This window comes from Dendronalium phyllosphericum CENA369 (assembly GCF_016056275.1).
Lineage (GTDB): Bacteria > Cyanobacteriota > Cyanobacteriia > Cyanobacteriales > Nostocaceae > Dendronalium > Dendronalium phyllosphericum.
Window position 1 is genome coordinate 1 of the sequence record NZ_JAECZA010000031.1, and the last position, 22,533, is coordinate 22,533.

Annotated in this window: 21 protein-coding genes; 7 read left to right on the forward strand and 14 right to left on the reverse strand. The window is 41.2% G+C overall.

Annotated features, from left to right (window positions below; translation table 11 throughout):
• Positions 1-500: 500 nt before the first annotated feature.
• Positions 501-983, forward strand: coding sequence for a hypothetical protein (locus I8752_RS10160; protein ID WP_318780830.1), 483 nt, complete (start codon positions 501-503; stop codon positions 981-983).
• 104 nt (positions 984-1,087) lie between these two features.
• Here the strand turns inward: I8752_RS10160 and I8752_RS10165 are convergent, their stop codons facing one another.
• The 8 genes from I8752_RS10165 to I8752_RS10200 form a co-directional block, all read right to left on the reverse strand.
• The gene (locus tag I8752_RS10165; RefSeq protein ID WP_214432221.1) at positions 1,088-1,537 is read right to left on the reverse strand and encodes a YlqD family protein; all 450 of its coding nucleotides are present in this window, start codon (positions 1,535-1,537) and stop codon (positions 1,088-1,090) included.
• Between the two features lie 41 nt (positions 1,538-1,578).
• Positions 1,579-3,552, reverse strand: a complete 1,974-nt coding sequence (locus I8752_RS10170) for an AMP-dependent synthetase/ligase (RefSeq protein WP_214432222.1) — start codon at positions 3,550-3,552, stop codon at positions 1,579-1,581.
• A gap of 1,127 nt (positions 3,553-4,679) precedes the next feature.
• Positions 4,680-5,582 (reverse strand): MBL fold metallo-hydrolase, encoded by a 903-nt coding sequence (locus I8752_RS10175; RefSeq protein WP_214432191.1) that lies wholly within the window; start codon positions 5,580-5,582, stop codon positions 4,680-4,682.
• An 11-nt stretch (positions 5,583-5,593) separates the two neighbouring features.
• Positions 5,594-5,977, reverse strand: coding sequence for an aspartate 1-decarboxylase (panD, locus tag I8752_RS10180; RefSeq protein ID WP_214432192.1), 384 nt, complete (start codon positions 5,975-5,977; stop codon positions 5,594-5,596).
• A 97-nt stretch (positions 5,978-6,074) separates the two neighbouring features.
• Positions 6,075-6,587 carry an inorganic diphosphatase gene (locus I8752_RS10185; RefSeq protein WP_214432193.1) on the reverse strand — a complete coding sequence of 171 codons (513 nt, stop codon included), beginning with the start codon at positions 6,585-6,587 and terminating at the stop codon, positions 6,075-6,077.
• Positions 6,588-7,287: 700 nt separating this feature from the next.
• A complete protein-coding gene (locus tag I8752_RS10190; RefSeq protein ID WP_214432194.1) occupies positions 7,288-7,473 on the reverse strand; it encodes a hypothetical protein in 186 nt (61 codons plus the stop codon).
• Between the two features lie 951 nt (positions 7,474-8,424).
• The gene (locus I8752_RS10195; protein ID WP_214432195.1) at positions 8,425-9,393 is read right to left on the reverse strand and encodes a DUF362 domain-containing protein; all 969 of its coding nucleotides are present in this window, start codon (positions 9,391-9,393) and stop codon (positions 8,425-8,427) included.
• A gap of 72 nt (positions 9,394-9,465) precedes the next feature.
• Entirely contained in the window at positions 9,466-10,887 is a 1,422-nt protein-coding gene (locus tag I8752_RS10200) for an aspartate ammonia-lyase (RefSeq protein WP_214432196.1), read from the reverse strand.
• Positions 10,888-11,026: 139 nt separating this feature from the next.
• Between I8752_RS10200 and pgsA the strand changes: the two genes are divergently transcribed.
• The gene (gene pgsA, locus I8752_RS10205; protein ID WP_214432197.1) at positions 11,027-11,545 is read left to right on the forward strand and encodes a CDP-diacylglycerol--glycerol-3-phosphate 3-phosphatidyltransferase; all 519 of its coding nucleotides are present in this window, start codon (positions 11,027-11,029) and stop codon (positions 11,543-11,545) included.
• A 12-nt stretch (positions 11,546-11,557) separates the two neighbouring features.
• Here pgsA and I8752_RS10210 read toward each other — a convergent pair whose 3' ends face one another.
• From I8752_RS10210 to rfbB, 5 genes are all read right to left on the reverse strand, one after another.
• Positions 11,558-12,130, reverse strand: a complete 573-nt coding sequence (locus tag I8752_RS10210) for a Uma2 family endonuclease (RefSeq protein WP_214432198.1) — start codon at positions 12,128-12,130, stop codon at positions 11,558-11,560.
• Between the two features lie 165 nt (positions 12,131-12,295).
• Positions 12,296-13,180: a dTDP-4-dehydrorhamnose reductase gene (gene rfbD, locus I8752_RS10215; RefSeq protein ID WP_214432199.1), complete on the reverse strand. Its 885-nt coding sequence runs from the start codon at positions 13,178-13,180 to the stop codon at positions 12,296-12,298.
• On the reverse strand, positions 13,177-13,722 hold the full coding sequence (gene rfbC / locus I8752_RS10220; protein ID WP_214432200.1) for a dTDP-4-dehydrorhamnose 3,5-epimerase: 546 nt from the start codon (positions 13,720-13,722) through the stop codon (positions 13,177-13,179). The genes rfbD and rfbC overlap by 4 nt, the downstream gene beginning before the upstream one ends.
• 92 nt (positions 13,723-13,814) lie before the next feature.
• Positions 13,815-14,732, reverse strand: coding sequence for a glucose-1-phosphate thymidylyltransferase RfbA (rfbA, locus tag I8752_RS10225; protein ID WP_214432201.1), 918 nt, complete (start codon positions 14,730-14,732; stop codon positions 13,815-13,817).
• 30 nt (positions 14,733-14,762) lie between these two features.
• Positions 14,763-15,833 carry a dTDP-glucose 4,6-dehydratase gene (gene rfbB / locus I8752_RS10230; RefSeq protein ID WP_214432202.1) on the reverse strand — a complete coding sequence of 357 codons (1,071 nt, stop codon included), beginning with the start codon at positions 15,831-15,833 and terminating at the stop codon, positions 14,763-14,765.
• Positions 15,834-15,992: 159 nt separating this feature from the next.
• On the opposite strand from rfbB, the gene I8752_RS10235 reads away from it, so the two are divergent.
• The gene (locus tag I8752_RS10235) at positions 15,993-16,715 is read left to right on the forward strand and encodes a Uma2 family endonuclease (protein ID WP_214432203.1); all 723 of its coding nucleotides are present in this window, start codon (positions 15,993-15,995) and stop codon (positions 16,713-16,715) included.
• A gap of 161 nt (positions 16,716-16,876) precedes the next feature.
• On the opposite strand, the gene I8752_RS10240 is transcribed toward I8752_RS10235, so the two are convergent.
• Positions 16,877-17,827: an NAD-dependent epimerase/dehydratase family protein gene (locus I8752_RS10240; protein WP_214432204.1), complete on the reverse strand. Its 951-nt coding sequence runs from the start codon at positions 17,825-17,827 to the stop codon at positions 16,877-16,879.
• Positions 17,828-18,112: 285 nt separating this feature from the next.
• On the opposite strand from I8752_RS10240, the gene I8752_RS10245 reads away from it, so the two are divergent.
• From I8752_RS10245 to I8752_RS10260, 4 genes are all read left to right on the forward strand, one after another.
• Positions 18,113-19,273 (forward strand): glycosyltransferase, encoded by a 1,161-nt coding sequence (locus I8752_RS10245; protein ID WP_214432205.1) that lies wholly within the window; start codon positions 18,113-18,115, stop codon positions 19,271-19,273.
• 94 nt (positions 19,274-19,367) lie between these two features.
• A complete protein-coding gene (locus tag I8752_RS10250; protein WP_214432223.1) occupies positions 19,368-20,126 on the forward strand; it encodes a sugar transferase in 759 nt (252 codons plus the stop codon).
• A 326-nt stretch (positions 20,127-20,452) separates the two neighbouring features.
• The gene (gene gmd, locus I8752_RS10255; RefSeq protein ID WP_214432206.1) at positions 20,453-21,532 is read left to right on the forward strand and encodes a GDP-mannose 4,6-dehydratase; all 1,080 of its coding nucleotides are present in this window, start codon (positions 20,453-20,455) and stop codon (positions 21,530-21,532) included.
• A 24-nt stretch (positions 21,533-21,556) separates the two neighbouring features.
• The gene (locus I8752_RS10260) at positions 21,557-22,501 is read left to right on the forward strand and encodes a GDP-L-fucose synthase family protein (RefSeq protein WP_214432207.1); all 945 of its coding nucleotides are present in this window, start codon (positions 21,557-21,559) and stop codon (positions 22,499-22,501) included.
• The last annotated feature ends 32 nt before the right edge of the window (positions 22,502-22,533 follow it).

Consider the following 22,533-nt stretch of genomic DNA (forward strand, 5'->3'; position numbering starts at 1 on the left):
GAGCAGGGGAAGTAGGGGGAGTAGGGGGAGCAGAGGAGAATACCGAACTCCTTACTCAGTACTCTTCACTACTGACAACTGACAACCGATCCTTGGAACCTCAATCAGGCTTTAGGGTCTATTTATATGACACTTATAAATTGTTTTTTTACATCGCATCTCGACTGTTGACTATTAATAGCCATGGTGAGTTTTCCATAACTCAAATAAAACTGTTATAAAGTTTATATTTCTTATAAATACTTACTAATATTTAGTATATTTTCCAAAGCTAATGATACCCAATTGGGATTAAATGTATTGTTTTACTGAGGATAGTAATGCATAGAAACCTGAGGGGATCGAGTCTTTTTGAAGTGTGTTAATTACAAATTAGTATGATGTGTGCTTAATAGTTAAACATCAATTTAAAATTCAAAATTGAAAATTAGTCTGTTTAAAATACCTATTTAGTTATGATGTCGGTAAAGTGGAAATTCTTTTTAATTTTAATACTCAGTATGTTTGCTACTGCGAGTGCTGGGGTTTATATTGCCCACCACCAACAACCCGTAACTGTTGCAGAAATTCGCAATAGTCAACAACAACAATTTTCGGTGGTGCAACAGTCTCAGGATATTGTAGGATACCCACAGCGCTCCGACTATAAAACCATACCGTTAGAAAGTATTACCTCTGCTCTCCAAGGCAGCGACCCTGCTACCCTCGCCTTGAATGTCTTAGATGATGATGCATTAGTAGGAGGAAGGCGAAAGGTAGAGGTAGTTTATCCTCAAAGAAATCAAGCTTATGTGACGATTACACAAAGCCAGTCAAATAGTGAGCTAGCGCGTGTCATTAAATATCGAGTTGAGATGACAACTTTTGGGCGATCGCTTTTAATAAGTTCGCCTCCTGTATGGCAAATTGTTTGGGTCGGCTCCCAGACACAATGTCAAACTGGAAGTCGCCCACACAAAAAGTTAACTCAAAGTTGTAATTAGTCATTAGTCACAGACCAACTGACAACTGACCATTGTACAGACGCGATTAATCGCCATTGTACAGACGTGGTTAATCGCGTACTAACAACTAACAACTGACAAATTTAGATGTCGCCGCGAATATCTTCGACAACGCCATCACGCAACACAACTTCGACCTGCATTTTGCTAATCAAGTTATCTCCTCGTTCGACTCTAAAAAAGCCTTCCATTTGGAATTGATTGACTTCTTGATCTAATTCGAGAAACTGCACTTGCTGGAGGTTTTGCAGTAGTTGATTTTTTTGCTCTAGCAGTTCGCTTTTCTTTTGATTGACTTGAAGTTGGATATTGTCAATCTGTTGGAGGGTCTGAGGCCCTGGTGGTTGCAGACTTTGCTTTTGAATTGCGGCGATCGCTCTTTGTCCTTCAAGATCCAATTGTTGCAGTTGTTGGTCGAGTTGATTGATATTAGCTTGTAGCTGCTGTTGCACTTCCTCTTTCCAAAGGGGAGTCACAATAACTTTGACATTAACAACGCGCTTTAAAAGCAATTGAGGGTTGGAGACATCCATAAATAGTTTCGCGTTCACTCTATAGTTTGTGGGTGGAATTATCAGGCAAACATGCCGTTAATAATATCGTGATAGCGTTCAGTGACAATGTGTCGCCGAATTTTCAGCGTTTGCGTCATCAAGCCATTTTCGATAGAAAACGATTCTAGTATAAGTTTGAATGGCCCAATACGGTCATCTGCTCGATAACCCGGACGGTTTTTCACTTCCCGATTCAATTCTTGCCGAAATAAATCCTGGATGATTTTACTCTCCAAGTCAATTTTTTGACTGGATGAGCTATCATCTTTGTCCTGTAAGCTTAATTTGAGGTTCTGGCTTTCTGCCCACTTTTCTAAGGCTTCGAGATTGGGGACAATCAAAGCACCGAGGCTGCGTTGGTCTTGTCCAACAAGCATGATTTGGTCAATGTAGGGCGATCGCAAACAGGCATCCTCAATCGGTTGTGGCTCGATATTTTCCCCATTACTTAAGACAATCGTATCCTTGGCTCTACCAGTTAGCACCAAGTCGTTTTCTGGTGTTACCCAACCCAAATCGCCGCTATCAAACCAACCTTCGGGATCGATTGCTTTTGCTGTCGCTTCGGGGTTGTGGTAATAGCCTTGCATAACTTGAGGGCCTTTGAGCAATACTAAGCCTCGTTCGCCGGCTGGCAAGGGCTTTCTTGTTTCAGGGTCTACAATTTTAACTTCTGTACCGGGGATTGGTTGCCCGGACGAACCACGAAAATTGCGCCAAGGACGACGGGCATTAGTGACAGGAGAAGTTTCTGTTAAACCATAACCCTGTAAAAGCTCGACACCAACAATTTCAAAAAAGTTATCTATGTGTCTTGGCAGCGCACCGCCACCGCTAATCACATACTTAATTTGTCCTCCTGTCGCTTCCCGTACTTTGGCATAAACTAATCGTTCTCCCAAAGCATGGAGAGGATATAAAGCAGTTGCTTTGATACTGGCTGTTAATCTTTCTACGGCTGAGGAATTTAAATTATCTAAATACAAGCCTTGGGCAATTCGTTGGTTTTGGATATATTTTTCACTGTTGCTGAGTAAAAAGTTAATTAGGCGTTGCTTTTTCGCTGGTTGTTCGCGGAATTGCTTTTGTACTCCTTCATAAATCGATTCCCACAGGCGCGGTACAGCGATCATGTAATGAGGTTTGAATTCTCTCAAATCTCGTTTGACCGAACGCAAGTTAGTGTAGACTTGCGTGCAACCTTGAGAAAGTAAGAAATACTCTCCACTGCGTTCGTAACTGTGCCATGTCGGCAAAATGCTAAGGACACTTTCTCCTGGTTCTGGTTGAATTACTGCCCCCAATGCTCTTACCTGATGCATCAAATTACTGTGAGACAGCATCACGCCCTTGGGTTTACCCGTAGTTCCTGAAGTATAAATTAGTGTAGCTAAGGTATTGGGATTGTGTTCAACCTTGACAAGAGTATTGCTTGCGCCAATTTCTATCAACTGCGAATAGTTCAGCACTTTAATAGTTTCTGCTTGTGGTGGTGCTTCATCTGAAAGTATGATGACCAATGTCACAGGTAAATCATCAAGCCGATCCCGCAATCTACTAAATGTCTTCAAATCTTCGACTACTAGTGCTGTGCTGCCACTGTTAGCCACGATAAACAGTAATTCTTCTTTTTCTGCTTGGGAGCTACGTACTGCATCAATTGCCCCAGCAGTCATGATGCCTTGATCTGCAATAAACCAGCGAGGACTGTTGTCAGCAATTAAGGAAATGCGATCGCCTTCTTTGATTCCTAATGCTTGCAACCCAGTAGCAAATTGTTGAATTTGCTTTGCTAGCTGGGTATAAGTAATTACTACCTCTGGTGTTGTATGGGGATTATGTAAGGCAACAATATTACCAAATCGCTCTGCTACTAATGGCCAAATCTCCGGCAATGAGTTGGTATTTGTATAATCTACCAAACGCTGTAATGCTTGAGTTTCTTGCTTTGCGATCTTGGATAAAAAAGAAGATGTAGGTTGGATGTTCGACATCATACATCACCTGAATTTGATAAATTGACTAAAAAAGGGTGTAAAAGTGTGGAGTGTAGGGAAAGGTTGGATAAACCTGACATCTACTGTATCCGCGCCTCAATTTATTGATGTGGTTCTCTGAGATTCCTACAACGCCAGTCGTCTCCTGTGGGGAAACCCTTGATGCTTGTTCTCGTAGCGTCTTACCCCATTTGACGACGGTTGCTATAACGGAGTGTCTCACCGCAATGGCTCCCCTGACCCGATTAAATCCATGTTTGTTGACTATTTTCTAGCTTATTCTGCTATTGTGCTATAATCTCATGCCTAAATATTTATATCGTCTGCTGTGTCAGCAATTTCGCCAAGTTGGCGATTGCATTGATAAAAATTTATGTTAAAGTTAATTTATATAAACTAAAAGCAATGAATTGCTTTGAAATTTAGTTGCAAATTTATATTTGCAGCTAACAATAGAGACCACCTATTTTTCTACAGGGGGTGATTACCTATGGGTTTAGCAGATGCTGTATTGCTGACCTTGCTTAATACTGTTGCTTGTTTGGTATTACCCAAGCTTATATCTACTATTCTTGCATCCAAAACCAAACCAACTAAAATGTTGCTAAAAAGTTCTCCACTACAGAAAGCAAGAATTCCAATTACCAGTTTCCCTTATTGTACGGTTTATGTGTTGACAGGCAGCCAATTCTGTAAATTCAGCCCCCGTTTTTGTTCTAAGTGTTCTGTAAGTTGACGGACTGTCTGAAAATATTGCGTGCATAGTTCCGATTGGGGACTTCAATGAAAATATCCCATTGTAACTGTTGACTATCGCTCGTTAACTATAAACTGTCAACTGTTTGATGCGGGATGATTTATTGATTGGAGTTCCCTTATTCTGTCGTATTCCTTAACAGGCAGCCATCCAGACCATGTGCAAGTAGAGGCACATGGATACGGAATTATCAGATATAGCAAAGTGCTGAGTGCTGAGTGCTGAGTGCTGAGTAAAAACCCAGTTGCTGTTAGGCTTTGAACAATCGCAATTGTCCTAAAGGGTGTGACTACGGCTATATATTGAATGATAATCAGCAGTCAATAATTATTCTTTGCATCCCCTACTTTCCTTAACAAGTTGAAAATCACTTGCCAACAGGTAAAACTAAACCTTCACAGGCTAGTATTGCATTGGGAAAGGCAGATTGAAGGTCAACTTGAATATTGTCAAGAAAATCGTCTTCGTCATCTGGGTGATAATGAGAGATGACTAGCTGCTGCACGCCTGCGCTGCGAGCCAAATTCACCGCAGTTTGCCATTGTAGTTCGGCTGAGTCATGGTTGTGAGATGTTGGAGGAGTATAAGTAGCATTAGCAATTAGCAAATCTACACCTTGAATCATCTGTAAAATTCGCTCTTGCTCGGCTTCATCAGCACTGCTGTGCAAATCTGTGGCATAGGCAACGCTATATTCCTGCCAAGTAATCCGATAACCTACTGACCGCTGAGTTTGATTAATTAATGCTGCTGTAATTGTCACATCATCTAGCTTCACCTCATTACCCGGAATCAGATTGTAGAACTGTAATTCAGATTGCATTACTTGCAAAGGGTAAGGAAAGTGGGGCTGGAGCATTTGGTCGTACAAACATTGTTTGATAGAAGCTCCATTTGAGGCAGCTATACCGTAAATGTGGAAGCAATTTTTGGCAATAAATGCAGGTGCAAAAAAGGGAAAACCTTGGATGCGATTTAATTGGGAGTTGCTAAAAAATAGATGGGCTTCTAGCGGTTGTTGTAATTGCTGCCAAGATTTACCCAATATGCGTAAACCAGTACCCCCATCAAAAATCAAATGTTTGCCAGCCACATGCATTTCTACACAAGTAGTATTGCCACCATAGCGGTTGGCGTTACTGCCTGGGGTGGGAATTAAACCCCGTACACCCCAGAATTGCACGATAAAACTATCCGCTGAACTATTTTGCGGTGTAGTTGGTTTTTCAGTTACGTAGCTCTGGGAACCCGACAGTTCAATATTTGCCATTTTCTTTGAAATTAGACCTTAACGAGCAGGTCATCGTAGTACCGCACTTCTAAAAGCCGATTTTTTTCATCTACGAGGACTACTGTAGGAGAGTAACTTTTTAACTCTTCTGGAGTGAACTGCCCGTAAGTCATTATAATCAAGCGATCGCCTATAATGCCTAGACGTGCCGCACCCCCATTTAGCTCAATTACTCCTGAATCGGCAGGTGCAGGAATTGCATAAGTAATAAAGCGCTGACCATTAGCATTATTTACCACTTGTACTTGCTCGTAAGGCAAGATGCCAGATTTATCTAATAAAGTTCGATCGATGCTAATACTACCGACATAGTTGACATTCGCCCCTGTGAGGGTGCAGTTATGAATTTTGGCTAAAAGGAGAGTGCGCTGCATTTGGTTTAGGGGTAATCAACAATTTTAGAAGTTGAGAGTTAGAAGCTAGAAATAAAAATTTATAACTTCCAATTCCTAACTTCTAACTCCTAATCCATTATCCTTTAAATGCTTTGATGGACTTATCTACTAAGGCCTTGACTTGCTCTACATCCTGCCAACCAAGAATTTCAGTCACCTTTTTTTCTAAATTTTTATAACTGCGGAAGAATTCAGCAATTTCATCCAAGCGGTGTGGTGCTACGTCTTTGAGGGATTTTATTTGAGCGTAGCGCGGATCTTTATCTGGAACGGCAAGAATTTTTTCGTCGCGATCGCCGCCGTCAATCATCTCTAAAAAGCCTATCGGTCGTGCGGCGATCACACAACCCGGAAAGGTCGGCTCGTCAATTAGAACCATGCCATCTAGCGGATCTCCATCATCAGCTAAAGTGTTAGGTACAAAGCCGTAGTCATATGGATATTTTACCGAAGAATAAAGTACGCGGTCTAGAGCAAAAGCTTGTAGCTCCTTGTCGAACTCATATTTATTTTTGCTCCCGCCTGTAATTTCAACCAGAACGTTGATGATACCTGGTTTGGGTTGGGCAGGAATCCGGGATAAGTCCACAACAAAAATCCTCAGCTAACGGTGAATGGTGGGCGCACCTGTTTGGTTCCCCGTGTAGAATTTTAGGGCCAAGATGGACTTCTTCTCAAAGTATTCATGCGAACTGGTGCAGTCGAACTGACAAAATCGAATCGGACTAGAGATAAGGGACTTCCAACTAAAAAAAATATTCCATCGCTTTGGTGAGCAGGGGAAGCAGGGGAGGAAGAATCTCACAATCGTTTTTGCTCTCAAAATTGAATAGTTTAATTTCTGGAAGTCCCTAAATCATTGAGAATTTTACCCATCGAATCAACTTGACACTCAAATATTTGGTAGATTTCTCTCTGAAAAACAAGATTCCCGGCTTTTGATAAAAGTCGGGAATCTGATTCTTTCTATTTTCACTGCTTCGACCGGGCACGATCTGAATCAAGAGGAAAACTATATAGATTCACATCATGCCTAATTAAGTGCATTATTTTTTTGCTGCTCAAAAAATACCTAAATTTTTTTACGAACCGCAAAGAACGCAAAGAAAGAGAGAGGTAATTTTATAGTGGCAAGAGAGTAAATGAAGAGTGCTTAGTTGAAAGTGCTGAGTAATTTTTTGTTACTCAGCACTCAGCACTCAGCACTGAGTTTCGTAAATGTTAGCTCAACATTTTTTTCTCCTTTTTGGGAGTTAGCCTACTGGTGAAATATTGTTTGTAGCTATTATTTACTTTTCACCTTTTGGCAATGTATAGGTTAAGGGTTGCTGATTATTCTGAGTGTTGTTTGAAGAAAAGTGTCCAATGACGAACACAGGTAGAGTTAGAGTTAGTAGAGCGATCGCTGTTCCCACAATGTCTGCCAAACGATGGGAATACGTCTCGGCATTGGCAGACTGGCTATTTGAATTCATACAAAATTATTGAAATTCGTCACATTACTTGTATATTTGCTCTCTAGGCGAGAGTCTTGATGATATTCTATCTATTTTTTGACTGTCAACTGTGCTGTAGTCAAAAAGATAAAACTATTTGGGAAGTGTCATAGTAGTAATTTTCTACATGATAATCTTGATACAAAGTTACGGCTGAACATTTCAGAATTGACCAAGTGACTAAGATGTTACGATTCATTGCTGAAACTGGGAAGATTTCAGTTAAGCATCTGTGAAAAAAAATGTCGTACAAACTACATTTTTTATTTGGTACAGATTGAGAATTAATCTGTGTCAGGTCAAACTGCTAGTATTATAACATCTTCAAATAGGGTAGTTAAGCTAGTTTTAACTATTTAGCTTGTTTCCACTACCTTAGATAGATACCGAAATGTTACTGAAAAATAACAGTAGATTTTCACTATCTAATAGCAATTATGTTCTAGATATTGAAAACGCAGAATAACTCGGTAGTCAGAATTTTCGGAACATAAATCTAGACCGAATATTTACAGATAAAGCGACGCGTTCGACAATGCTCATACCGTAAGAACACTCAAAAAATCCGGCAAAATCTAAATGACTAAATTTGTGTGATATTACTTTGGTTCTGTCAATCTATATATAGGTAGAGTATAAAAGCTTTGATGATAGATATACGACATATAAAAGTTTGCGATCGCATATAGCTTGTGCGATCGATATCTAATTCGTAGTTTTCTATCTAAATCTGTATAGCTATAGAATAAACCTTATGGGTAATAGAAAATAGAAAATAAAAAGATTGCTAGGAAATGAACTTAGAAAAAACCGCCACCAAAGTAGGGCGGTTTGGTTAAGCAATCGGAGGGTAATTACAGCTTAATTTGCTGATTTTGAAGTTGTTGTAGCGGAGTTTGCACTCATCATCGGCATAAAGTTCGAGGCAAACTAATGTTTACTATAAGCACTCATGGGTTCTTTGAGAAAACGAATGTAAAGATGCCTAAACGTGGATTTAATGACGCGGGGCATTGCAAAATCAATAGGCATTAACTTGTCTGGTAATCGCCAATCTTCTATTTTTAATAAGTCAGGAGATAAGTGAGGAAACTCAATGGCAGCAAGTTCGGGACAAACACCTAGCCTTTGAGAAGCTGCAACGGTAGGAACTTGATGGGGTGGGACGTTGAGAATTTCCACGATTGCCCGATCTAAGGCAAATACATCTGATGCTGCTGCTAAAATTCCCAAGGGACGAGGTTCGCCACCACTAGGGCCGTTACCTTCATGTCCGATAATGCCATCTAAAATAGTTAAATTAGGGTTAATTGCCCTAGCTGTTTCTACTAACATTTCACCAAATCGGTTGGCATCTTTCCCGGCTTCCATGTGCCACCAAGCTTTCATCTTCCCAGGGACGCAACCAAATAGGTTTTTTACTCCCATAGTTAAAGTTAGCTGGGCGTGGGATTTTACTTTAGGCAAGTTAATTATGACATCTGCTTCCATTGCCTCTTTAGATAACAGCAGATGGTTAAAACTTTCGTTAACTGTTTGGTAACGCTTACCGTGAAATTCGCTGATGGGGAGATTTAGTTCTTGCAAAACAGGCTGATAACCATTTGCCAATGCGACTCCCTTAGCGCTACCAAAAGCCGGACTATCTCCCAAAAATGGCTTACCACCAACCTCAATTACCATCTGGGCAACTTCGTAAACTAATTCAACGCGCGTAGTACATTCTTTGGTAGGACGCGAACCTGTAAGTAGATTAGGTTTAAGCAAAACGCGATCGCCTTTTTTCACAAAGGCAGCTATTCCCCCAAAAGGTTCTAGCAGTGTGACTAAGGATTCTCGTAAAGCCTCTCGTTCGTATGAAGTAGCCCGGATGAGGCTGACAGATGGTTTTTGATGCATGGTTAATATAGGGATTGGGGATTGGGGATTGGGGATAAGATAGAATTATTCTTCCCCATCTCCTCGATCTTCCTATTCTGCCATGAGGGGTAAGATACCACTCATCTGTTCTAGGTTTAACACGGTAGCCAATTGTGCCTCAGTCATCAATCCTTGTTCTAAAACAATCTGGCGTAAAGACTTACCAGTTTCTAAAGATTCTTTAGCGACATTGGCTGCATTCAGATAACCAATGTGGGTATTCAGTGCAGTTACTAAAGCTAAACTGCCTTCAGCGTATGCTAAACAACGTTCTTGGTTGGCAATAATTCCCTGGATGCAGCGTTCAGTAAGTGCAGCAATGGTATTACCGATAATTTCAATACTATGAATCAGGTTATAAGCAATCAGCGGCATCATCACATTCAATTCTAATTGTCCCCCTTGGGCGGCAAGAGCGATCGCACTGTCGTAACCCATCACCTGAAAACACACCATCGATGTCATCTCTGCCATCACGGGGTTATACTTTCCTGGCATAATTGAGGAACCCGGTTGTACTGGCGGCAATTGAATTTCCTTTAACCCAGTTTTTGGGCCTGAATCCATTAATCGTAAGTCGTGAGAAATTTTGACTAAATCCTGGGCTAAGTTGCGTAAAGCCCCAGAAACATTTACAAATGGGGCCATACTCTGCATTGCTGCCATTAAGTGAGATGCGGGTTCTAAGGGAGTTTCAATCAATTGCGAGAGAACTTCCACTACACGCGCGCGATACAAGGGATGAGTATTCAAACCAGTACCAGCCGCACTTCCTCCCAAACCCAGCACCATCAAATCTCCGGAGGCTGTGTAAATCCGGTTTTGGTGTTCTGTCAAAATTTGCGCCCAAGCACGAAAATTCTCACCCAAGCGCACAGGTACGGCATCTTGCATGTGAGTTCTACCGGATCTGACGATATCTTGAAATTCTACAGCTTTGTTTTCTAAAGCTGCGATCGCTCCTTCCAATGCTGGGTGCAATGTCTTTGAAAGTGCCAATAAGCCACCGATGCGGATTGCTGTGGGAATCACATCATTGGTAGACTGCCCATAGTTAACGTGGTCGTTAGGACTAACGCGCTTGTAGTTACCCTTTTCCTCACCCAAAATTTCTAAAGCGCGATTTGCCAAAACTTCGTTAACGTTCATATGGTGAGAAGTTCCAGCACCCGCTTGATAGACATCCACGACAAATTGATCGCGGAACTTCCCCGCCAGTATTTCATCGGTTGCTTGTACAATTGCCTGACTAATATCTTGAGGAATGCAATTCAGTTCGCCATTCACTATAGCTGTAGCTTTTTTAATGATTAAGCAAGCATCTACGTAAGTAGGCAAAGGCTTAATACCGCTGATTGGGAAGTTTTCTGTTGCCCGTAGCGTTTGAATGCCGTAGTAAACGCTACTGGGAATTTGGCGATCGCCCATCGAATCGCGTTCGATGCGAAATTGGGAATTATCTTGTTGAGTCATAAAATTATTTGGGGAATCTCAAGAAACAGATCATCCCACGCTTGGGGGAAGAGTGGGATATGAGGATGATAGGGAAGATGAGGAAGAAATTCTATGTCACCGCGTCTACTTGTACCCCATGTCCTTTTACTTAAAACCTATGACAATACCTAACTGGATTACTTTCTCTCGTCTTCTGGGCGTACCATTTCTGCTTTACGGTTTGTACAATCCGACATCGCAAGCTAGATGGATATGCTTGACAATTTTCCTTGTTGCTGCGTTGACTGATTGGTTAGATGGATATTTAGCGCGGAAACTCAACCAAATTAGCGATTTGGGTAAGTTTCTCGATCCCTTGGTGGATAAATTTCTGGTGCTTGCGCCGTTAATGGTGTTGATTGAATTAGGCAAAGTTCCCGCTTGGGGAGTGTTTTTGATTTTAGCGCGGGAATTAGCGATCGCAGGTTGGCGGGTAAATCAAACTAAAATATCTGGGGCGAATATTTGGGGCAAACTCAAAACTGTTAGTCAAATAATTGCGATCGCACTTTTGATTGCACCTTTACCAGAAGTTTGGCAAACTCCATCTTTAATTGCTTTTTGGATTTCTGTTGCCTTAACTTTAATATCTGGAGGCATTTATCTTTTGCCACCAAAAGTTAGTACTGGTGAATAAGAAAATTAGTATCTATAAGTACGGCGATAAACTCAAGCTAAATCCAGGCAATAGATTTTCACCAGATAATTCTGTAGGAAGGTTTCGCACTTCTACATTTTGCCCTTGGCGATAAATTTCCACTTGCTGCTGTTGGGGATTAATCAACCATCCCAATTGCACCCCTGCATCTATATATTCCCACATTTTAGAACGCAGCATTTCTAAATCGTCTGTTGCCGATCTTAATTCAATTACAAAATCCGGTGCGATCGGAGGAAATTTGCGTCTTTGTTCTGGGGTGAGTGCTTGCCAAGGTTCCTTTTGAATCCAAGCGGCATCAGGAGAACGATCTGCACCATTAGGCAACTTAAATACTGTGGAGGAACTGAAGGTAAAACCAAGGTCAGTTTGGCGATTCCAAATTCCTAAATCAATAATTAAGTCGGCTTCTCGATTACCACTTTCACCTCCAACGGGTGGCATAATAATTAACTCTCCCTTAGCCGTTCGCTCAAACTGAAACTCGCGGTTATTTTGACATAATTGATAGAACTGTTCATCACTTAAATGAACGGTGTCTAAATTTAATGTCAAAGGAGTCATAACCCTACACCTAGCCACAATAGCGATGAATATTATCTTATGCTACTGTTTTATTGACAAAATAACACTGATGTAGTTATTAAATAATACTTGCTACTTCTGCGCTTAATCGAATGCAGCAAGTTGCAAAAACTTGTGCAGAATAAATGCTTAACTGAACTGTATTTAATTATCAGCAGCCAATACTAACTGTAAAGTATGTTGCCAGTCAGGTATAACCAGTCCAAAATTATCAGACAATTTCTGAGTATTTAATAAGGAATATGCTGGTCTGCTAGCTGCTGTAGGATACTCCTTGGAGGTAATTGCTATTAATCTCTGCAACTTTCGTTGCTTGTGTTGGATATCATGAGCAAAGATTTCCTGGGCAAATTCATACCAGCTAGTTTGTCCGCTGGCTGTAAGATGATAAAGTCCACCTTTGCTAGCTAAAAAATCAAATACATTCTGTTGAGCCTGAGATAAAATTTGGGCTGTAATTTCAGCGATCGCGCGACTCCAAGTCGGCGCGCCTATTTGGTCGTTAACAACCTTAATTTCTTCGCGTTCTTGAGCTAGTTTTTGCATAGTTAGTAAAAAGTTTTTCCCTCGCAATCCATACACCCAACTGGTACGTAAAATTAAATGCGGTACTCCGACAGAAGCGATCGCCTCTTCCCCTGCTAGTTTTGTTTTACCGTAGATATTTTGTGGGTTAGGTTTATCTAACTCAGTATAAGGAGTTGTATTTGTACCATCAAATACATAATCGGTGGAATAGTGAATCATCGCTGCACCCAACCGCTTTGCTTCCTCAGCCATGACACTAGGCGCAATACCGTTAATAGACGTTGCTAATTCTGGTTCTGACTCTGCTTTATCTACTGCTGTATAAGCAGCCGGATTCACAATTAAGTCGGGTTTGACTTCTTGGATAATGTGGCGAATACTATTTGGTTGAGTTAAATCCATGTACTTGCGACTTACAGGAATCACCTTACCCAAAGTCATTAAACTGCGTTGCAATTCCCAGCCTACCTGTCCAGTTACACCTGTCAGCAGGATTTTCATACAAACACCTCTGCATCTTGCAGCAACTTGGCAACTTTATCTTTAGCAGAGAGGATTGGTTCAGTTTGAATTGGCCAGGCGATCGCTAAATCTGGATCGTTCCATAAAATAGTGCGTTCGTGCTGCGGTGCGTAATAACTTGTAGTTTTGTATAGAACTTCAGCGTATTCTGAAAGCACTAAAAAACCGTGAGCAAAACCCGCGGGAATCCAAAGCTGTTGTTTATTTTCAGCACTCAGGTGTGTACCTACCCATTGCGAGAAAGTCTGAGAACTTTTTCGCAAATCCACAGCCACATCAAATATTGCGCCTACTACTACTCTGACTAGTTTTGCTTGAGGTTGCTGAATTTGATAGTGTAAGCCGCGTAACACATTTTGAGCAGAACGGGAATGATTGTCTTGGACAAAATGCTCGTTAATCCCGGCTTTTTCTAACAAGACTTTAGCGTTATAGCTTTCATAAAAAAAACCGCGATCGTCGCCAAAAATCTGTGGTTCAATCAATAGTATATCGGGAATTTCTACCTGTACAACCTTCATGGCAATACCATTTTTAACTGTAATCTTTTCTGTTATAATCTGACATTTATCTTAAATGGGGTCTAGACTTAACTTATTGAGTCAAAAAATTCTTATCTAGTGGCGATCGCTCCATTATTCTGGAGAAAAGTTTCATAGTTTTGGTCGCCCTCTAAAATTGCCATCAAGTAATTACCATAGCTACTCTTAGCCATAGTTTCAGCTAACTGACGCAATTGAAATGATTGAATATATCCTTTGTTATAGGCAATTTCCTCAATACAAGCTATTTTTAAACCCTGACGTTCTTCTAAAGTTTGAATAAAATTACTTGCTTGATGCAAAGATTCATGAGTACCAGTATCTAACCAAGCATATCCTCGTCCTAACAGTTCTACTCGTAGTTGCCCTCGATTTAAATACGCTAAATTCAAATCAGTAATTTCTAGCTCCTTGCGAGTCGAAGGTTTGAGACTAGAAGCTATCTCTACGACTTGCGAATCATAAAAATATATTCCCGGTACAACATATTTAGATTTAGGAATTGAGGGTTTTTCTTCTATACTAATTACTCTGCCATTTGTGTCAAATTCAATCACTCCATATCGGTGAGGATTTTTCACCTGATAACCAAAGATTAATCCACCTTCAATCAATGTCGCAGCTCGTTCCAGTACTTCTGTTAAACCATGTCCATAAAAAATGTTGTCACCCAAAATTAAGCATACTGGCTCATTAGCAATAAAGTCTTTACCCAAAATAAAAGCTTGAGCTAAACCTTCTGGCTGCGGTTGTTCGATATAACTAAACTTTAAACCCCACTGACTGCCATCCTTTAAAAGTCTTTCAAAGAGCGGCAGATCGCTAGGTGTAGAAATTATTAAAATTTCCCGAATACCTGCTAACATTAATACAGACAATGGATAATAAATCATTGGCTTATCGTAAACAGGCATCAGTTGTTTACTAATAACATTAGTTAGTGGATAAAGACGGGTTCCAGAGCCACCAGCTAAAATAATACCTTTCATATTAAACTCCTGAGAAAGTCCAATTTAATATTAATTATTTCGGGTTTCATAGTTTTGTTTAAGCCAGTTTTCGTATGCTTGCGATCGCACTTTTTTTACCCAATCCGAATTATTGAGATACCACTGAATTGTTTTGAATAAACCACTATCAAAATTTTCTTGAGGTTGCCAACCTAAATCGCGGCTGATTTTACTACAGTCAATAGCATATCTTCGGTCATGACCGGGACGGTCTTTAACAAAAGTAATCAAAGAAGAGTAGCTGAAATCAGATTTAGGAACTAACTCATCTAGAATGGCACAAATTTTTTCTACAACATCCAAATTAGCTTGCTCGTTGAGTCCACCGATATTATAAGTTTCACCAATTTTGCCCTGTTGTAGAACTAGATAAATAGCCTCACAGTGGTCAATTACATAAAGCCAATCTCGGATATTTTGTCCATCTCCATATATTGGTAAAGGTTTATCATCCAAAGCATTAAGAATAGTTAAAGGAATTAATTTTTCAGGAAACTGGCGCGGCCCGTAATTGTTAGAACAATTGGTTGTTAAAGTAGGCAATCCATAAGTATGATAGTAGGCTCGCACAAAATGATCGGATGCTGCTTTTGATGCTGCATAAGGACTATTTGGTGCATAGGCTGTCTCTTCTCGGAAGGCTGGGTCTTTTGAATTGAGCGAGCCGTATACTTCATCAGTAGACACATGTAAAAAACGAAATTTCTGTTGTCTTTGTGATGATAGTTTTTCCCAGTAAAACCTACTTGCTTCTAATAGCTGAAATGTTCCCAGCACATTAGTCTGGATAAAGTCTTGCGGACTTAATATAGAACGGTCAACATGGCTTTCCGCAGCAAAATTAATAATTGCATTTGGTTGATACTGTTCTAATAGATAGCTGACTAATTCGAGGTTGCCAATATCCCCTCGCACAAAATGATAATTCAGGTCGTTTTGCAACTGAGCTAAATTTTCTAGATTACTAGCATACGTCAACTTGTCTAAGTTCGCTACATTAAACCATTGTTTATTTCTGGCTAAAAGAATAAAATTAGCCCCAATAAATCCTGCTCCCCCTGTAACTAATACTGTTGGCATAATTCCTCCAAAATCAGAGTTGATTTATAATTATTGATTAATTGATATTAATTGTTAATTCCTAAAATGAGAAAATAAAAGATTTTTTTAAGACTTTTGACTTCACTAAAACTTTGCCCTCATCCGCTAACTTAAAAATAGTCCGTTAGGATTTAGCTTATGTATCAAACAGATCCGCCTCGCCCTGCAAAAGAAGCCCTACCTACCATGTACGATCTTCCTAGTGAAGACCCTGAGCAACCTGGCTTGCCTGACGAATTTCACGCTTTTCAACCCCAACTATTGCGGGAAACTTTCTCTCCACCCGACTATCCAGCAGACCAAGTATTCGTTGCTAGTGACTTAAACCTCTACTATGACCCACAGCATACCCTATGGTACAAACGCCCAGATTGGTTTGCGGCAGTGGGAGTATCTCGTCTCTACGAACAACGAGACTTGCGTCTGAGTTATGTCATTTGGCAAGAGGGAGTTGCTCCCTTTGTCGTGGTAGAGTTGCTTTCTCCTGGTACAGAAAAAGAAGACTTAGGAAAAACTCTGCGGGAGATTAGTCAACCGCCAACGAAGTGGGAAGTTTATGAGCGGATTTTACGAGTTCCCTATTACATTGTCTTCGATCGCTACACCGACAAACTTCAAGCATTTCAATTAGTTGCAGACCGCTACAGCGATTTAAACTTGAGTACACCACAAATCTGGATGCCCAGCCTACAATTAGGGTTAGGACTTTGGCAAGGTTACTATCAGGGCATTGAACGCTTGTGGTTGCGCTGGTACGATGCAGATGGAAATTGGCTTCCCACTCCAGTAGAACAAGAAAGCCAACGGGCTGAGAAATTAGCGGCAAAACTGCGAGAATTGGGCTTTGACCCAAATCAGTGATGAAGTTGCGATCGCTAGCAGGTAAAAACACACTTGACTTGGTATAAAGCTCTAATTACAGCAGTTTTGATTTATTTAGAACACAATCTAGCGATCGCAGTTGCAAAAAACTGGGTCAAGAAAGCCAGCGGCTTTGATATTAGAGCAAAAATGCAGTTCTCTTACCTGAAAATAGACGAATATTGGGAAATTTCGTCATCCACAGAAAAATCTACCTCGGCTTTATCTCGTCCGTTTGCCAAATAATCATTTTCAAAGGCATCAGTCAGCCCAGAAATCAGATCGTATTCCGGCTGCCAGTTTAATTCTGTTTGAGCTTTATTTACAGATGCAAAGAAATGCTGCATCCGCAATGGGAAAGCTTTGCGTTTGCCAAAATCAAATTTTTTCGGTTCGTAATGCATAATTTTGAGCGCGTCGGGCGATTTGCCAGCAGCAACAGCACAAGCACGTGCTAAACCATCAAAAGTGATGAAGCGATCGCCTGAAACATTATAAATTTGTCCTACTGCCTGCTGATTGCCTAAAACCTGAGTCATAGCCCTTGCCAAGTCTTTGACATGCCCTAGCTGAGTGATGTGTAAACCGTTACCAGGAATCGGAATCGGGCGATCGCGGACAATGCGATCGAAAAACCAACTTTCCAAGTCATTATAATTACGCGGCCCGTAAATGTAGGTCGGACGAATCGAAGTGAAAGGCAATCCCTGCTTAGTTAAGAAAGCTTCTGTTTCATGCTTACCTCGGTGGCGACTTTTAGGATCTACCTCATCGCCTTCTATATGGGGCAGTTGGTCAGATTTGAGATATACCCCCGCAGAACTCATATAGACAAAATGCTGCACTCGACCTTGAAAAAGTTCTGCTAGTGGTTGGGTATCTGTAAGTTCCCGTCCATTATTGTCAAAAATTGCATCAAAATTTTCTTGTGATAATTTTTCTTTCAGCTGAGTGGCATCAGTGCGATCGCCTATAATTTGTTTTACTCCCTGCAAAGAAGGTGCGGGACGATTACCACGATTGAACAATACCAAATCATGTCCTTGTTCCACTAGCAGTTGAGTCAGGTAGATACCAATGAATCTAGTACCACCTATAATCAAAATTCGCATAAATACCTACTTTTTATGTCAAATACCTGGGGACTAGGGACTGGGGACAGGGAACTGGGGACTAGGAAAGAAATAAACAAGAACTCTTCCCAATACCCAATACCCAATCCCCAATCCCTAATCCCCAATTTGAGGTTATCAGGTTGCAGATCCCTCTGGAACCACTTTGACGAGAATAACGTCTTGGATTGAACCTGGGGCGCTTCCCGTTCGTCAATCGCAAAGGGAAACTTTTCAGTTAACCTCAAATTTGCCTTACATTTTTTCTATTTTTTAAAGTTAGCTGTGCCCTTGAAATACGCTCTGGTTCATGAGTGGCTAACACCAAAAGCCACCGGCGGTTCAGAACTAGTTGTAAGGGAAATTCTGAATCACGTTGATGCCGATCTTTATGCCCTCATTGACTTTGAATCCAGTAATCCCGAAAGTTATTTGTACAAACGCCAAATTGGTACGACGTTTCTCCAACACTTTCCCTTTGCCCGTAATGGCGTGCAAAAGTATTTGCCTCTTTGGCCGTTGGCGATTGAACAACTGGATTTGCGACAGTATGACGTAATTCTGTCTTCATCCCATGCTGTAGCCAAAGGAATCTTGACTAGTCCCGATCAGTTGCATATTTGCTACTGCCACAGCCCAATGCGCTATGCCTGGGACTTGACTTTTGATTATCTTAACCATAGCAAAATGGGAAGTGGTGCAGCTGGGTGGGCAACGCGGTATTTATTGCATCGTTTGCGTTATTGGGATGTACTAAGCGCCAATCGTGTTGATTACTTTATTGCCAATTCACAGCATATCGCTCGCCGTATTTGGCGCTGCTATCGGCGAGAAGCAACAGTCATTTACCCGCCAGTGAATATCGAAGCTTTTCCTTTTTTTTCTCAAAAGGAGGATTTTTACCTGACAGTTTCCAGGTTAGAGAGTTATAAACAAGTATCTTTAATTGTCAAAGCTTTTAATCAATTGCAACGACCATTAACGATCGTTGGTACAGGTTCGGAAATGAAAAAAATTCGTGAAATAGCCAACCCTAACATCAAAATATTGGGATGGCAACCCGATGATGTGGTAAAAAAATATATGGCTAGGGCTAAGGCATTTGTGTATGCAGCTTGTGAAGATTTTGGCATTGCCTTAGTAGAAGCACAAGCTTGTGGTACTCCAGTGATTGCCTATGGTGCAGGAGGTGCTTTAGAAACAGTACGAGACATTCGCTCTTGCGGGGATACAGGCACGGGTCTATTCTTCCAGATGCAAACAGAAGCAGCTTTGGTAGACGCAGTAGAAAAATTTGAAATGTGTCAAGATTTGTTTAATCCTGAGTATGTGCGATCGCACGCAACTCAGTTTTCACCGCAAATCTTCGCACAGCGTTATTTAGAATTTTTAAATAAGTGCAAAGAAAAAAGACCATCTTTCCCAGGAAGGTCTGGATTTTCGTAATTGTTTTGTAGGCTTTTGGCAATTTCCCCCCAGAAGCACCTCCTTTTAGCTTTAAGATTGGGACTATGTGTGGTGTGGATTATTAAGGAGTATGATGACTGCCCAGAGCTCACTCCTCTCCGGCAAGCGAGGCCTACGGCAAGACGCTAGAGCGTCTACACGTACTTACTTAAAACGTGGTCAAAAAACAAGGATGCCCAAGGTCAAACCCAAAAGTTTGTCTTTTCAGGGTTTAAACGGAGAGTTTGCCAAACGACTGTTCGATATAGCGTTTTCGCTATTGGTATTGATTTTGTTCTTCCCCATCTATTTAATTTTGGCCTTGCTGATTGCTTTAAGCTCAGAAGGCCCAATTTTTTATGTTCAAGAACGGGTTGGTAAAAATTACGAACCCTTTAACTGCATTAAATTCCGAACAATGGTGAGCAATGCGGATGAAGTCCTAATGCAAATGATGGAAACATCACCCCAATTGCGGCAAGAATTTGAGAGCAGTTTCAAGCTGAAACAAGACCCCCGAATTACAAAAATAGGTCGATTTTTACGAATTACTAGCTTGGACGAATTTCCCCAATTTTGGAATGTTTTAAAAGGGGACATGAGTGTTGTCGGGCCGCGACCTTTAGTTGCGGAAGAACTACCAAAGTACGGCGAACACATCGATCAGATACTAACAATCAGACCAGGTATCACTGGATTATGGCAAGTTTCTGGGCGTAACGACATTCCTTACCCTCGACGAGTCCAAATAGACCTGCATTATGTCAAATTTAGGAATTTTTGGCTCGATTTATGGATAATGCTGAAAACGATTGATGTGGTTGTTATCCCCAAAAATAACGGAGCGTACTAAACAAAAACTCAACTATTATTCTTTGGGGCAGTTTATGCCCCTAAGTATTGCTTGCTTGAAAGTAGTTCCCTTTACAAAAACCAAAGCTGTATGAAGTTTTGGCAAAGATTAAAAAACTTATACTAAATTCTTCAATCATCTCAAGTTAAGCTATTTAGGGCTGACTTGTTAAATTACGTTTTATTAAGTATATTTGTTGACGGTAAACTTCTGTATCAATCGATTAAGGCCCGTAGGTTTCCCATTAAACAATTTAGCAACGAGCTGCTAGGTTGTATCAATTAAACTGCAAATATTTCATCAAAGGCAACAAGGGATAATTGAGCATGACGCAAAACAAGCGCGCGTTGATTACTGGTATCACCGGTCAAGATGGTTCATATCTGAGTGAGTTTTTGCTAGAGCAAGGTTATGAAGTTCATGGCATTATTCGCCGGACTTCTACTTTCAACACAGACCGCATCGATCACATTTATGAAGACCCTCATAAAGAGGGAGTGAAGATGCTTCTTCACTACGGTGACCTCACGGATGGTACAACGCTGCGACGTATTTTAGAAGAAGTCCAGCCAACAGAAATTTACAACCTCGGCGCTCAATCCCATGTCAGAGTAAGCTTTGATTCGCCGGAATACACGGTTGATACAGTAGGAATGGGAGTGCTGCGATTGCTAGAAGCAATCCGGGACTATCAACGACGTACTGGCATTCAGGTACGTTTCTACCAAGCTGGTTCTTCAGAAATGTATGGTTTAGTACAAGCAGTGCCCCAAAGCGAGACTACACCATTTTATCCGCGCAGTCCCTATGCTTGTGCTAAAGTTTACGGTCATTGGCAAACAGTGAATTACCGCGAGTCATATAATTTGTTTGCTTGCAATGGCATACTTTTTAACCACGAATCGCCTCGTCGTGGTGAAACCTTTGTTACCCGTAAAATTACTAGAGCAGTCGCTCGCATTGTGGCTGGAAAGCAGAAAAAACTTTACATGGGCAATCTTGATGCCAAGCGAGATTGGGGCTATGCCAAAGATTATGTCCGAGCGATGTGGCTGATGTTGCAGCAAGACCAGCCAGACGATTACGTAATTGCCACTGGTGAAACCCATTCAGTACGGGAATTCTTAGAACTGGCATTTAAGCACGTGAATCTCAATTGGCAAGATTACGTAGAGTTTGACGATCGCTATCTGCGTCCTGCGGAAGTAGACTTGTTAATAGGCGATCCCACCAAAGCCAGACAAAAATTAGGCTGGACACCTTCAGTCACCTTTGAAGGACTAGTTGCTCTGATGGTAGAAGCAGATTTACAAGCATTAGGTCAAACATCGCCCAATGGAAATGGTTCAACCATTCCTGTCGATATTGCAACTATTCGTCAAGAACTGGGCGCTCTTCACTTCTGATTTACACCCGCACAGGAGAAAAATATGACCGCCTTAGAACTAAAAAATAAACGGATTCTCGTCACTGGTGGGTCGGGTTTCCTGGGTCGTCAGGTGATAGATCGGCTAATTAAAGCTGGAGCTGATAGGGAGAAGATTACAATACCGCGATCGCGCGATCGCGATCTGCGTGTTTGGGAAAATTGCCAACGTGCAGTCGAGCAACAAGACATTATTATTCACCTAGCAGCTCACGTTGGTGGTATCGGTCTTAACCGCGAAAAACCAGCAGAATTATTCTACGATAACTTGATTATGGGAACCCAGCTAATTCATGCTGCCCATCAAGCTGGAGTAGAAAAATTTGTCTGTGTCGGTACTATTTGCGCTTATCCTAAATTTACCCCAGTGCCATTTAAAGAAGATGACCTGTGGAATGGCTACCCGGAGGAAACTAACGCTCCCTACGGAGTTGCGAAAAAGGCGCTTTTAGTCCAACTTCAATCTTACCGCCAGCAGTATGACTTCAATGGTATTTACCTGCTGCCAGTAAATTTATACGGGCCAGAAGATAACTTTGACCCCAGAAGTTCCCATGTAATTCCGGCTTTAATTCGCAAAGTTCACGAAGCCCAAGTTCAAGGAGAAAAGAAACTCCCTGTTTGGGGTGATGGCAGCCCTACCCGCGAGTTTCTGTATTCGGAAGATGCAGCGCGAGGGATTGTTATGGGAACTCAACTTTACAACGAATCCGAACCAGTTAACTTGGGGACGGGTTATGAAATCTCCATCCGCGATTTAATTACTCTCATCTGCGAACTGATGGAGTTTGACGGTGAGATTGTTTGGGAAACTGACAAACCCAATGGTCAACCTCGTAGGTGTTTGGATACTGAAAGAGCCAAGCAAGCCTTTAATTTCACTGCTCAGGTGAGCTTCCAAGAAGGGCTAAAGCATACGATTGAGTGGTGGCGTAAAAACACTGCATAGTCTGAGTAGGGTGGGTAATACTCACCCTTACT